This is a genomic window from Spirosoma sordidisoli (assembly GCF_004138325.1).
Classification (GTDB): domain Bacteria; phylum Bacteroidota; class Bacteroidia; order Cytophagales; family Spirosomataceae; genus Spirosoma; species Spirosoma sordidisoli.
In genome coordinates this window covers 721,993-736,045 of the sequence record NZ_SBLB01000002.1, presented here as the reverse complement: position 1 = coordinate 736,045, position 14,053 = coordinate 721,993, and the positions used below count along the sequence as shown (strand labels likewise).

Here is a 14,053-nt window from a genome sequence, read left to right as displayed (position 1 = left end):
ACTTTCCGTTGCTACATGAAAACCGTTTTGCTGATTGCTCTTTTCTGCTGGCTGACGCTGACCGGGCAGGCGCAAACCCGGGTTGTTTTACTCCGCGACACCACCCGGCTGGGCCTGCCCCTAACCGAGCTGACGATGAAATACCCACCTGCCCTGGCCCGAAAACCCGGCGAGAAAGGCTTATTTGCGCAGCAACCCAAACGGTTCATCGACTCGCTTACCCGGGCAACGAGACTACTGTTCCAGTTTGGAGAAACCAATAAAAAGCGCTTACCGGTGCCGGGCGTCATATTGCAAACCCGCGAGTTCGTTAACCCCGACGGCACCTATGCCTGGGTGTTCTGTTCATTTCCGACTCCGGAGCTGACCGCCCGGCAGGAAGAACAGCTACTTGACGTTCTGCAGGAGTATTACAGTAAAAATCGATTTCCGCTCCGGACATCGACCGGGTTTCGCTGGGAGAGCGTACTGCAGGTAGGACAGGTACCGGACAGGCGCACGGTTCGCCGGGGGGCCGGTATCATCAGCACACTCGAAGCCGCCGGGCAGACAACCCGCCCCGACACGGTAACCATGCTGGCGTTCAACCAGCTGAACCTGAAGACGATTCCGGTGGTGGTGTACCGCTTCCCGAAACTGAAGGAGCTGGACCTGTCGAAAAATAGCCTGACCGCACTGCCCGCCCGCCTGACGGCCGACATTCCCAGCCTGCAGCGGCTGAGTGTACTGTATAATGCCATTCCGGACGATAGCGTGTTCATGACGCCCAATAAACACCTGATTTCGCTGAACCTGCAGGGGAACAAGCTGACGCGTATACCAGCCTCCGTGCGCCAGAACAAACGACTCGAAAGCCTGTGGATGGGCAACAACCAGCTGGCCAGCCTGGACGTGCGGCTGCTGAAAAGCCTGCGCCGGCTCAACGACCTGAACCTGTATAACGCCGGCCTGACTCGGCTGCCCAAACAGATTCGTCGGCTGAAACACATCCGGGTACTGGATCTGTACTACAACAAGTTCACCCAACTCCCCCGCCAGATCAGCCGGATGAAACGACTCGAACAGCTCGCTCTATCGCATAACGACCTGACCGAGCTGCCGGCCTCGCTGGCCCGACTCCGACGGCTGCAGGTGCTGTTTGCGCACCATAACCGCATCAGCCAGCTCCCCGCCGACTTTGCCCGGCTGGACAGGCTGCGCGTACTGGACCTGAGTTACAACTGGATAACAGTGGCTCCGCCCGTGCTGGCCGCGCTCCCCGCGCTGGAAGAGCTCGATCTCAGTAACAATAACCTACAGGAATTCCCAACGGTACTCACGCAGATCAGGTCGCTTCGGAAAGTGTATTTAAGCAGTAACCCGATGTTTGGGACGGAAGCGATGAAAAGCCCGTACGCGGGGCAGATCCGGGAGCTCCAGGCCAAAAACAAAGAAGTTTTTTACTAAACCTCAATTAGACCTTATCCTGATTTTATTAGACGGAATGAAGAAATCATGAATAATTGAGCCGACGGGGATAAAAAAAACGGGCGCTGGCTGTTACACCTGCAGTAAGCCGCCCCATTATGCAAGTTTCTACAACGCCAGTACCTGCTGCCTCGAATCGAACCACCCTCTGGATTGCGCTCGTTACCGTTTATATCCTCTGGGGGTCGACCTACCTCTTTGTTCATTTCATGACGGAGCGTATGCCCCCGCTCTACATGGCCGGTATGCGGTTTGTAGCAGCGGGCACCTTACTCTATGGCTACGCCCGACTGTCAGGCGCGCCCCGCCCTACCCTGTCGAACTGGCGGGCCACCGGCCTGTTGGGACTCCTTTTCCTGACCGTAGCCAACGGCGCCATCGGAACGGCGCTTCACTACCTGCCAACGGGCCTGACCGCCCTGCTGGTAGCCACATTGCCCGTCTTTGTGCTGGTCCTGAACTGGTTGTTTTATGCGCGGGCACGGCCCACCAGGCAGGCGCTGGCGGGTTCGGCGCTGGGTCTATTGGGGGTGGTCATCCTGTTTCAGCCGGGCAAACTGGTTATTCCCGGAGGCTCTGACGGGCTGCTGATCGGGCTGTGTATGACCATGATTGCCAACACCGGCTGGGCGTTCGGTACCCTGCTGACCCCGCGGGTCAACATGCCGGCCTCGTCGGCCCTATCCAGCGGCATGCAGATGCTGACGGGCGGAACGGTGCTGATTCTGGCAGCCCTGGTCGTTGAACCGATATCGTTGCTCAGCATTCTCGACGCCCCGCCCAAGGCCCTTTACTCGCTGGTTTATCTGATCATATTCGGGTCGATCGTTGGCTTTTCGACCTTTTCGTGGCTGGCGCGTAACGCTCCGCCTACGCTGGCCTCGACCTACGCCTATGTGAACCCCATCGTGGCCATGTTGCTCGGCGCAGCGTTTGCCGGGGAAGCGATCTCCTCGCAGTCGCTGATGGGGGCGGCCGTTATTGTGGCCGGTGTCGTTCTGATTACACTTGGAAAAAAATAACCCGTCAGCCCACCCACTATGCGTAATGTAGCTATCCTTCTCTTTAATGAAATCGAGGTACTCGACTTCGCGGGCCCCTTCGAAGTGTTCGGTGTCGCCGATCGTAAAGCCGACCCGAAACCATTCCAGGTATACACTGTGGCGGAGCGGGGCCCCGTTTACGCCCGCAATGGCCTGTCCATTAACCCGTCCTATCTGCTCAATGACCACCCCAAACCCGACCTGCTGATCATTCCGGGCGGGGGTGGCTACCAGACCGACGGTACGCCCTTCGGTACCCGGCGGGAAGTCGATAACCCGGCGGTTGTGAACTGGATCCGGCGGCAGGCTGCCAGGGCCGAGCTGGTCCTTTCGGTCTGTACGGGCTCCCTGCTCCTCGCCAAAGCGGGTTTACTCGACGGCCTCTCCGCGACGACGCACTACCTGGCTCTGGATAGTCTGGCGCAGTTATCTCCTACGACTACGGTACAACCCGCCGACCGCTGGGTCGATACGGGCCGTATTATCACGTCGGCAGGCATATCGGCAGGCATCGACATGTCGCTGTACGTAGTTGGCCGTCTACTAGGTAAAGACGTCGCCGACGAAACCGCCCGGTATATGCAGTACGACCACTGGGTCTAAACCGGCGGGATACCGACACTCGTCCAGCCACCATCGACCACCAGACTCTGGCCCGTAATATGGCGCGACATCGGCGAAACCAGAAACAAAGCCGCCTGGGCAATATCCTCGACCGTGGCCGGCCGCCCCATGGGGGTAATCCGTGACCAGATCGGGACGTAGGTCGGATCGTCGAGGGTCCGTTCGGTCAGGGTTGCGCCGGGGGCAATCGCGTTGACTGTAATGCCCAGGGGCGACAGGTCGATGACGAGTTGTCGGGCCAGCATTTCGAGGCCGGCCTTGGTCATGCTGTACACCGGCAGGCCCGGGTGCCCCAGATGCCCAACCACCGACGACATGAACAGGATACTGCCCCCCGGGCCCCGAACGCCGTCGGGCTGCCGACGCATCTGGCTGGCAGCCGCCTGCGCCAGGAAAAAACTACCCCGCAGGTTCAGGTTTACAATCGTCTGAAAAGCATCGGGCGTGGTGGTAAAAATGTCGCCGAAGACAGTAATGCCAGCATTGGCAATGGCGATATCGAGCCGCCCAAACGTAGCCACGGCCGTCTCGACCAGTTGATGGATAAACCCGACCTCCGATGCATCGCCGGCGCAGGCTATACACCGTCCGGCCCGGGCCTGATCCCGGCGGCTGACTTCGGTAAGTGCTTCGGCGGCCTGCCGGGCCAGCGCTTCATCGAAATCGTTCAGCACCACGTTGGCCCCCTGGCTAACCAGCGCCCGGGCAATGGCAAAACCGATGCCCGTACCGGCACCGGTAATTACGGCGGTTTGTCCAGAAAAAAGCATAGGCCCGTTAATGCGAATCGCGACGAACCTCGCTACCCGAACCGCCCCGTAAAAAGTCAAAATCGGCGCCTTCGTGCGCCTGGGTCACGTGGCGAATGTAGAGGTTTACGTAGCCCCGGTCGTAGCCAAGATTGATGGGCTTGAAATGAACCAGCCGGGCTGCCAGCTCCTGGTCGGAGACGTGCAGGTGCAGGCTTCGGTTGGGCACATCGAGGGTGATCAGATCCCCCTGCTGGACCAGCGCCAGGTTACCTCCCACGGCCGCTTCGGGCGAGACATGCAGTACAACCGTACCGAAGCCCGTTCCGCTCATCCGCCCGTCCGAAATCCGAACCATATCGTGTACGCCCAGCGCCAGAATTTTTGCCGGCAGCTGCATGTTCCCTACTTCGGGCATACCCGGATACCCACGGGGCCCCACGTTTTTGAGCACCAGCACACTGTCAGGATCGACGTCCAGGTCGGGGTCGTCGATGCGGGCTTTGTAGTCGTCGATATCTTCGAACACCACGGCCCGGCCCGTATGCTGCATCAGGTGGGGCGAGGCCGCCGAGGGCTTCAGCACAGCGCCGTTGGGACAGAGGTTGCCGCGCAGCACGGCTACCCCCGATTCGGGTTTGAAAGGCTGGTCGATGGTGGCGATAACGGCCGGGTCGTAACACTGCGCATCGGCACAGTTCTCCCCGATTGTGTGGCCGTTGACCGTGATAGCGTCGGTATGCAGGTACTGACGAAGTTCGTGCATCACCGCGGGCAACCCACCGGCATAGAACAGATCCTCGACAAAGTGCTCGCCCGAGGGTTGCAGGTTGGTCAGCAGCGGAATTTTGGCCGACAGCCGGTCGAAGTCGTCGACCGTCAGGTCGACCCCTACCCGGCCGGCAATGGCCAGCAGATGCAGAATAAAGTTGGTCGATCCGCCAAGGGCCGCGTTGACGACAATGGCATTCTCGAACGCCTGGCGCGTCAGGATATCGGATGGTTTGATATTCTCGCGGGCCAGTTCTACCGCCCGTACACCGGTCATGTGGGCCAGTACCTTCCGGCGCGAGTCGGCGGCCGGAATCGTGGCATTGTCGGGCAGGGCCAACCCCAGCGACTCGACCATGGCGGCCATCGTGCTGGCGGTACCCATAACGGCACAGTGGCCCTGGCTGCGGGCCATGCTGGCCTCGGCTGCGATGAAGTCGCTCTGGCTCATCTCGCCCATTTTGTAGGCTTCGGCAAACCGCCAGAGGTCGCTGGTACCAATCTTCTGACCCCGGAACCGCCCGGCCAGCATCGGCCCGCCCGACACGACCATTGTTGGAATATCGACCGAACAGGCTCCCATCACCAGCGAGGGTGTCGTTTTGTCGCAGCCGCACATGAGAATGACCGCATCGAGCGAGTTGCCCCGGATGCTTTCTTCAACGTCCATGCTGGCCAGGTTGCGGAACAGCATGGCAGTCGGCTTGATCTGGCACTCGCCCAGCGACATCACCGGAAACTCGAGCGGAAACCCGCCAGCCTCCCACACCCCCCGTTTGATGGCTTCGGCCAGCTCCCGGAAATGGGCGTTGCAGGGGGTCAATTCAGACCAGGTGTTACAGATTCCTATAACGGGTTTCCCCTCAAACTCATGGTGCGGAAAACCCTGGTTTTTCATCCAGGCACGATATATAAAGCCGTCTTTACCGGTACGGCCAAACCAGTCTTGCGAACGAAGCGGCATGAGTTGACTAGGTAAGTTGCAGTGTACTGTTGGTGGGTAAAGCTAAGATGAATCCGGTTTTACTACGAACCCGAACCGATGATTTTTCCTAAACAACTATACTATGGACGTAGTACCCATAGTTTGACAACCAGATTAAGAAACACCATCGCATGAGCCAGCAGCAGGAAACGTATCATGACTATGGCCGCAAAGACGGTCAGTTTATCGGGCGGTTCGAGGAGACGTATGAGGGGCTCAACCAACCCTGAAGGCTGGGCAAACAGCGCGGTCCCTATCCGCGGCAAGCGGATAGTATGTCTTAGGGAATTGACCTGTCAGAAACGGCCGACCGACCGGGGCATACTAATTCACGCGTCAAGGCAGAATATATGGTCTCGCTAATCCGCTCGTATCGAACGCATTGGCTATCCGGCTGGTTGTAGGCGTTAGTCTGCTCCTGTATCGAACCAGTCAACCTGCAACCGACAAACCCGTGAATGCGCTTTTCCCTTTTTACGCCATTGGCCATTTTATCAATCAGCCCGCCAACCCGACCCAGTTTGAAATTACCCGGTTCGACACGATGGACGAGCCGGACGTGGACGACATTCATAAGCACACCTTCTACGAAATAATCTGGATTGAACGTGGCGAAAGCCGACAGGTGATCGACTACCAGGAATACGCGATGCGCGCCAATTCGCTATTTTTTATCTCCCCAGGCCAGCTTCATTCGTTTGAGGAGTGGAAACCCGTGACCGGCGGCACGATTATGTTTACGGCCGATTTTTTCCTGCTCAATCATAGCAATCCCGACCGGCTTTTTGAGTTGAGTTTCCTGGATAATTTTTACGCCAACCCCTGCTTGCTGCCCGACCCGGATAGCTACGCCGAAATTAAACACACCATTGACCTGCTCGTGGCCGAACACCGCCGGGCCGACCGGTCGCTGCCCATTTGCCAGTCGCTGCTACACGTGCTGTTGCATCAGGTTCAACGGTCGATCAATACCCAGACCGGACAGGCCGTTTCTAAAAGATACTTTGTCATCTATAAAAACTTCAGAAATCTGGTCGATGCGCATTTTCTGGAAAATAGCACCGCCAGCACGTATGCAGCCCGGCTCAACATCACCCCGCACCACCTCAACGAGGTCACTAAACGCATAACCGGCAAAACCGCCACCGAAGTCATTCGGTCACGCAGCATTCTGGAAGCCAAGCGGTTATTAACCTTTACCGATCAGTCCGTTGCCGAGGTAGCCGCCAGGCTTAACTACTTCGATGGTTCCTACTTCGCCAAACTCTTCAAAGCTGAAGTGGGTCTGTCGCCCACGGCGTTCAAAGCCTCAGCACAGGCCATTGCCCGGGGAAAATCTCCGAATCCTACTCAATAAGTGCGGTTTTGTGTTACCTGGTCCGCCCCACCCTGCTGCACCTTTGTAGCATACATTTAACCGCATAAACAGGATGATGACGGAATCACAAATTACAACCGCCGTTGATGAACTCATTGCGCTGGTAGCTGAGGGCAAACCCATGGAAGCCTTTGCCAAGTTTTACCACGACGACATCGAAAAGACCGATCTGGATGGGGTAACTCACCAGGGAAAAACCCGGATTGATAAAATGGGCCACCAACAACTTGCCGACATTGTTATGGTACGGGATTTCAGCGCCGTTGGCCGGATCGTTAAGGGCAATCGTAGCTTTATCGTCTGGTCGGTCGACCTCGACAACACCAGCGGGCTGCTAAAGGTGGTGGAAGTGGCCATTCAGGACTGGCAGGATGGTAAAATTATTCGGGAGCGGTATTTCGCCTAAGTCATTACCCGTCGGCGGCCGCTTGTTGGAGGGCGGCCACCGACGGGTACAGCCCCGACTGCCTATGGAACAGAAGGCATGGTTCATCACCGGAATGTCCAGCGGTCAGGCGCTGGCGCAGGACGTGAACCCGCCGGGCATCCGGGCAACGATTCGTGGAACCGGAGCCTTTCCGAACCAACGTCGTCAGTGCTGGATTTGGGCTGGCCACCGTCATTTTTTACGACGAATGAGGTGTTCAATCCGGCTCCTGCACCGAAACGGTGAACGACTTGAAGAACCAGGCTGAATCCGATTTCACGACGAACCCAAACCGATGATTTTTCCTGAACAACTATACTAGACACATGGTACACCTAGTTTACAAACTAGTAAGAAACGTTATACCATGAGCCAGCAGAAGGAGACGTATCACGACTATGTCATCAAAGACGGTCAGTTTATCGGACGATTTGACGAGATGTATCAGCAGTTCGACCAGCCCTGGATGCAGGATAAACAGCCCAACCCCTATTCGCGGCAGGCTGGCATTCTGCACCTCAAACAGTTCGGGATTCAGTCGGTGCTGGAGTGTGGCAGCGGCCTGGGGTACTACTCCCAGGAGATTTACCGGCAAACGGGCATTATTCCGCAAGGGATCGAACTGTCAGAAACGGCCGTCAGCCGGGCAAAGAGCCTGTTTCCGCACCTTTCGTTTACGGCTGATCGGGTCGAGAACCTGGCCCGGTACCCTCAGGTCGACGCTATCCTGTTTGCCGAACTGACCTGGTACGTGCTGCCGCAGTTATCGGACCTTTTCGCCATCATGGCCGAACACTTCCCCGGCAAATACTTTATCAACAACCTGGTCTTCTATAAAAATACCCAGCGCTACGGAACCGAGTACTTTACCAACCTGCGCGAGTTCATCGACTACGTACCTTTTCCGGTGGTCGGTTATTGCGAAGCCACCACCGAGAAAGACACTACGATCGAAACCTCGTCTATTTTCCGGATCGAGCCCAAATAAGCAGGCAGCGGAGCCAGTGCATTGGAACCGGCGACGGCCTGTCGTTAACGTAATAGAAAGGTAACGATGACTTTGTAGCATAATTGGGGGGTTTTGGGCTATTTGCAAAAGTTTACACTTTACCCAATACACCCCTTTTTATGCTTCAATTACTAAAATTAAAACATCTGCTGTTAACGGGTGGCCTTACGAGTGCCTTTATTTTGGGTTGCCAGCCGGTTCAGGACCCTTCGCTGCTACCGGCCAGCCATCCGCTCAGTGGCGCCAGAGCGCTGGCCGTTTCTCTCACGGAAGGGTTTGACGTGGGCACGACCAGCCCCAAAACGGCCTATGACGTGTCGCCAGCCGGCTCGGCCAGTGGCGATAACGTGACGCTTCAGGCTAAATCCTGGAATTTGTACGATGGGGTTATCGGCAACCTGAGTGCCGACAAGCGGGTGGGCTCGTGGTCGGCCCGTCTGCGCAACACCGGCAGGCTAACCATGCTCTTCGATCAGTCATCGGGCATCAGTACGGTCAGTGTCAAACACGCGACCTACGGCACCGATGCGGCCAGCCAGTGGGGACTCTGGTACTCCACCAATGGCGGAAGCAGCTGGACCCAGGCCGGTGGGGCTATTACTACAACCGCTTCGTTACAGACCCAGACGTTTACCCTGAACGTGTCGGGAACGGTTCGGATCGAATTCAGGAAACTGTCGGGGTCAACGAACCGTATCAATCTCGACGACATCGTCATCAATGACTATAGCGGGGGCGGAACCCCTCAACCGGGCACGGGCAAAAAATTCCTGTTCGACGCCAGCAAACGCGAAAACGCCGGGAATGCCGACTGGCAGATCGACGCCGACGGCACTGAATCGGTACCGACCTATACGGGTGGTACCACCGTCGAGACCAAAGCCCAGCGCTTCCCCACGCCTTCCTATACCGGCATTACCTCGTCGACGCCCGAAACGTACTGGAAAGGCGGTATGTCGGCCTGGGCGGTAGAGCTGGTCAAACGGGGCAACCTGGTCGAATCGCTGCCGAACGGCACGGCCATTACCTATAACAACACCAGCAATGCGCAGGACCTGAGCAACTACGATGTGTTCGTCGTGGTCGAGCCGAACCGGCTGTTTACGGCCAGCGAGAAAACGGCCATCATGAATTTCGTAGCCAACGGCGGTGGGCTGATGATGGTAGCGGATCATACGGCTCCGTCGCTGACCGGAACCGACCCCAACGGGTACCTCCCCTCCGACCGCGATGGCGACGGCTACGATTCACCCCGCGTCTGGAATGATCTGATGACCAACAATGGCATCAACAACAACCGGCCATTCGGCTTCACCGTCGACTACGTTGACATTGACGAACAGCCAACGACCCGGGTTTATACCGGCAGCAACGCCAACGCCCAGAAAGTACTGGCAGGGGTAGCCGGAACGGCCTCGAAGCTGGCTTTTTATGCCGGAACCACCGCCACCCTCTACCCAACTAACAATGCCACCGTTCAGGGGCTCTTCTGGCGGATGAGCCGTACCGTAGGCAGCACCACGGGCGCCATGGCCCTGCTCTCGACCTACGGCAGTGGCCGGATCGTATTCGTAGGAGACAGCTCTCCGTCTGACGATGGTACCGGCGATACGGCCGATAATCTGTTCAACGGCTGGTCGGGTGATGCCCCCTCCGGCTACACCTCCCACCCCGCGCTCCACATCAACGCGTCGCTCTGGCTGGCAAAACTGCAATAAACATACACCATACCTGAGCCGGTCCGGCATTTGACAGGACTGGCTGGACAGCGAAAACCTTTCGCGTTTAGTACCGTACGGCCTGAGCCGCGCGCGACTAACCGGAAGGTTTTCTTGCGTTCAAACGCGCCGAAAAAGCCTGGACCCGCCACCATCGATCAGTTACCCCCGGCTGATCAATGTGCGTTTCCGGCACGGTGAGCGCTTCTGGTACCGTATCGGGTTTGGCAGCAATTACCTGACTATCAGTTAACCGGCAAACAGGCCCACTTAGTAAACGAACGCCCCCAGCGGCTCGATGCGGCTTTTCCAGGCTTGTCAGGTGCCTTTACTTTGGGGTTAACAAACGCTCAACGCAAAGCGTCGGGCCGCAACGAGTCATTCTTTTTATCACGTCAACGAAAGCATCATGAAAAACAGATTCACAGGCCAACTGCTCCTGCCAGGCGTATGTGCATTGCTGTTCATCCTGGTTAGCTGCGAAAAGGAAGACACCCCCGTATCGGTCACCTACGAAGGGACATACACCACGACGAACGAGTTGCTCAATCCGGCGCCAATGCTGAAGCAGCGAACAACCGGAACCTCGCCCGCCAGGCCGCTCGACATTGCCCGGTTTGTCGCTACGGCTACGATTACCATCACGCCCCCTCCTCCCTTCGCCGTAGGGGGGGAAGCTACCTTTTATGCCGACAACGGCGATACGTTCACAACCACATTCAAGGGCACATCTACTCCCAATTCTGACGGCACATCAACCGTTGCCGTAACCCACACCATTGCCGGCGGAACCGGCAAATTCCGGAAAGCCAGTGGCTCTTTTGTCGGCAATGCCATAGCCAACCCGGCTAAACCGGCGGGCGAAATTACGTATAAGGGAATGATAACCTACTGAACAGACACCGCCCTTGACCAGACAATAATAAACTCGCAATCAGTAGGTTATTACCAATTATTACAGTAAACTAGATACGATTTTCGCGCAGCTGATCGAGTAGTTCCCTAACTGTTCCTCTAACTACGACTATGTATGCGAACTAGCCTGACCCTGCTGCTGCTGATACTGACGATACGGGGCTGGTCGCAAACAGCCGGCATCGATCGGCTACGGCGGGCGCTGCCAACCCTGGAAGGCCGGGCGCGGGCCGACAGCCTCAACGCCATGGGCTGGGCCTTTACCTTTTACGCCGTACATGCCGACTCGGCGCTTACATATGCGCGGCTGGCTTATGAGCAGTCTGTACGTACTGACTATCTGAAAGGGCAGGGCGTCGCCTTACTTACGCAGGGCGACGTAGCAGGTCGCTTGCTGGCCGATTATAAGCGCATGGTTCGCCGGAGCGAACAGGTCATCAGGTTACTGAACAACAAGAACGAACCGACCACGCTGTCGAGAGCGTATTACCTGCTGGCCATTGCGCGGGGGAGCCTCGGACAGTATAAGCAGGGCCTGCAAGCCGCCTTTCACGCCCGGCAGCTGGCCCTGGCCGCTCAGGATAAATCGGCTTTGGGCTGGGCCATACAGGCAACGGGCTATCAGTACTGCAAACGGGGTCAATACTGGAAAGGCTTTGAAAACCTGATTGAATCCCAGAAAATAGGCAAAGAGCTGAAAGACTCGGCGCTGACGGCGGTTTCGCTGGCGTTCATCGGGCGGTCGTTCAACCGGGTAGGCGACCCGCAGAAGGCGCTGGATTATTACCACCAGAGTTTGCCCTACTTCACGCCGTTTCTGTTGCTCTGGCCCCATCTGGAAGACATGGCCTACGCCCACCTGCAACTCCGTAACTACGACTCGGTGCTGTATTATCAGCAGAAACACCTGCGGAACCTGGCAGTACTGACCACCGACGAGGCCGTTCGGAACAAGTTCAGGGCCTACGTGTGGGGCTATTCGGTGGAGGTGCAGCTGGCCCGTCATCAATATGAGCAGGTCCTGGCCGATGTGTTGCCCCTGCTGGATGGCCTGCGCCAGAAGCGGGATGTGATACCGCTGATGCAATCGTTGCTGACGGTAGCCCGCGTATACGAGGGGAAACAGAAGTATCCGATTGCCCTGCGTTACGCCCGCGAACTACGCCAAACCGCTTCCCAGACGGCCAATCAACAGTACCTCAAAGATGCCAATGGACTTATGGCGTCCCTGTTCGAGCGGCTAAAGCGACCCGACAGCGCCTACGTGTACTTCAAGCAGTATACGATCATCAACGATTCGCTGGCTACCCGTCAGTTTGCTCAGCGGACGGCTTTGTACCTGGCGGCTGGGCAGGCCGAAAATCGCATCCGGCTGTTAAAACAGGACAAGGCCCTGAAGGAGCAGCAACTGGTGGTAAAGCAACAGGAGTTGCAGCGGCAAACGCAGTCAACGACTATGCTGGCGGGCGGGTTACTGGCGCTGTTTGTGTGTTCGCTGCTGGTGATTCGAACGATAACCCTTAAGCGAAAAAACGAAGCCCTGCGCTACGAGCAGGCCCAGTCGAGCCTCAAACGCAAAGCCCTTGAGCTGGAGATGCAGGCTTTGCGCACCCAGATGAACCCTCATTTTATTTTCAATTGCCTGAGCGCCATCGATAACCTCATCCAGACCGGACAGCCTGACCGGGCCACTACCTACCTGGCCCGGTTCGCCAAACTGATTCGGCTGGTGCTCGACAGCTCCAAGAATAATCGGGTTCACTTTCAAAAAGATTTCGATACGCTGCGCCTGTACCTGGAGCTGGAACAGTTCCGGTGCAACCATAAATTCAGCTATTCGCTGACGGCTGATCCGGAGCTGATGGAAGGCGATTACAACGTGCCGCCGTTACTTATCCAGCCTTTCGTGGAAAACGCGATCCATCACGGTCTGCTCAATAAGCATGACAATTGTCGCCAGCTGGATATTGCCGCGCAACTGAGGGATGAATACATCATTTATTCGGTAGTCGATAATGGTATTGGCCGCACCCAGGCCGCCCGGCTGAGGGAGCTGAACCGACCCGGTCACCAGTCGTATGGCATCCAGATTACGCGGGAGCGCATTCAGCTTCACAACCGGCACAGCCGTTTGGCCGATGTTCAGATCACCGACCTGGAAGAAAACGGTAGACCAGCAGGTACCAAAGCAGTCGTAAGGATTAGTAGTGCTGAACCCTAAAGGCTATGCTGAACGCCATACTGATTGACGACGACCAGAGCAACCTGAGTTCGCTGGGTGAAAAGCTGGGTCGACATTGTCCGCAGATCCGAATCGTAGCCCGTTGCGATAACGCCCGGGATGGGCAGCAGGCTATTGATCGCCTGCAGCCGGATGTGGTGTTTCTGGACATCGAGATGCCGGTGATGAACGGCTTTTTGATGCTTCAGCACGTATCGTACCGACAGTTCGCGCTCATCTTCGTCACGGCCTATGACCACTACGCCATCAAAGCCATTCGGTACAGTGCCCTGGATTACCTGGTAAAACCGGTGGACATCGACGAGCTAAAGGCGGCCGTCGCTAAAGCCGAAGCAAACCGGACAAACCAGTCGGCCGAATCGCAGGTACAACTGCTGCTGGAATACGTACAGAAGAAACAACCCCGGCGTATCGGCATTCCTACCTTCGAGGGTCTGCAATTCGTCAACATCGATGACATTATTTACCTCGAAGCCAGCGCAAACTATACGTACATCCACCTGACAGGCTCCCTTACGTTTCTGGTGAGCCGCACCCTGAAAGAGTTTGACGAGTTACTGCCCACCGAAACATTCCTGCGTATTCACCACGCCCACATGATTAACAAGTCGTTCGTGGAGCGATACATCCGGGGCGATGGCGGTCAGGTGGTGATGAGCAACGGAGTAACGCTCGACGTGGCTAAACGAAAAAAAGCGGAGTTTCTACAGGCCATCAGTTTTTAA

The 14,053-nt window shown here is 56.9% G+C and carries 12 protein-coding genes; 10 read left to right on the top strand and 2 right to left on the bottom strand.

Features of this window, described 5'->3' with window-relative positions:
* Positions 1-15 precede the first annotated feature (15 nt).
* The 3 genes from EQG79_RS11670 (at position 16) to EQG79_RS11660 (ending at position 3,113) form a co-directional block, all read left to right on the top strand.
* Positions 16-1,446, top strand: a complete 1,431-nt coding sequence (locus EQG79_RS11670; protein WP_129601549.1) for a leucine-rich repeat domain-containing protein — start codon at positions 16-18, stop codon at positions 1,444-1,446.
* 119 nt (positions 1,447-1,565) lie between these two features.
* Entirely contained in the window at positions 1,566-2,489 is a 924-nt protein-coding gene (locus tag EQG79_RS11665; protein WP_077923352.1) for an EamA family transporter, read from the top strand.
* An 18-nt stretch (positions 2,490-2,507) separates the two neighbouring features.
* Positions 2,508-3,113 carry a DJ-1/PfpI family protein gene (locus tag EQG79_RS11660; RefSeq protein ID WP_129601548.1) on the top strand — a complete coding sequence of 202 codons (606 nt, stop codon included), beginning with the start codon at positions 2,508-2,510 and terminating at the stop codon, positions 3,111-3,113.
* On the opposite strand, the gene EQG79_RS11655 is transcribed toward EQG79_RS11660, so the two are convergent.
* Together EQG79_RS11655 and EQG79_RS11650 are read right to left on the bottom strand one after the other, a co-directional pair.
* Complete coding sequence (locus EQG79_RS11655; RefSeq protein ID WP_129601547.1) at positions 3,110-3,904, bottom strand: SDR family NAD(P)-dependent oxidoreductase; 795 nt, start codon at positions 3,902-3,904, stop codon at positions 3,110-3,112. The two genes, EQG79_RS11660 and EQG79_RS11655, sit on opposite strands and share 4 nt — an antisense overlap.
* Before the next feature lie 7 nt (positions 3,905-3,911).
* Positions 3,912-5,618: an IlvD/Edd family dehydratase gene (locus EQG79_RS11650; protein WP_077923355.1), complete on the bottom strand. Its 1,707-nt coding sequence runs from the start codon at positions 5,616-5,618 to the stop codon at positions 3,912-3,914.
* Positions 5,619-6,093: 475 nt separating this feature from the next.
* Between EQG79_RS11650 and EQG79_RS11645 the strand changes: the two genes are divergently transcribed.
* From EQG79_RS11645 to EQG79_RS11615, 7 genes are all read left to right on the top strand, one after another.
* Positions 6,094-6,996, top strand: a complete 903-nt coding sequence (locus EQG79_RS11645; protein ID WP_236648883.1) for a helix-turn-helix domain-containing protein — start codon at positions 6,094-6,096, stop codon at positions 6,994-6,996.
* Positions 6,997-7,069: 73 nt separating this feature from the next.
* Entirely contained in the window at positions 7,070-7,423 is a 354-nt protein-coding gene (locus EQG79_RS11640) for a SnoaL-like domain-containing protein (protein ID WP_206445583.1), read from the top strand.
* Between the two features lie 388 nt (positions 7,424-7,811).
* On the top strand, positions 7,812-8,432 hold the full coding sequence (locus tag EQG79_RS11635) for a methyltransferase domain-containing protein (protein ID WP_077923356.1): 621 nt from the start codon (positions 7,812-7,814) through the stop codon (positions 8,430-8,432).
* 140 nt (positions 8,433-8,572) lie between these two features.
* Entirely contained in the window at positions 8,573-10,171 is a 1,599-nt protein-coding gene (locus tag EQG79_RS11630) for a hydrolase (RefSeq protein ID WP_077923357.1), read from the top strand.
* A gap of 409 nt (positions 10,172-10,580) precedes the next feature.
* Positions 10,581-11,066, top strand: a complete 486-nt coding sequence (locus EQG79_RS11625) for a hypothetical protein (RefSeq protein ID WP_129601546.1) — start codon at positions 10,581-10,583, stop codon at positions 11,064-11,066.
* Positions 11,067-11,201: 135 nt separating this feature from the next.
* Positions 11,202-13,307, top strand: coding sequence for a sensor histidine kinase (locus tag EQG79_RS11620; protein WP_077923359.1), 2,106 nt, complete (start codon positions 11,202-11,204; stop codon positions 13,305-13,307).
* A 5-nt stretch (positions 13,308-13,312) separates the two neighbouring features.
* Positions 13,313-14,053, top strand: coding sequence for a LytR/AlgR family response regulator transcription factor (locus EQG79_RS11615; protein ID WP_077923360.1), 741 nt, complete (start codon positions 13,313-13,315; stop codon positions 14,051-14,053).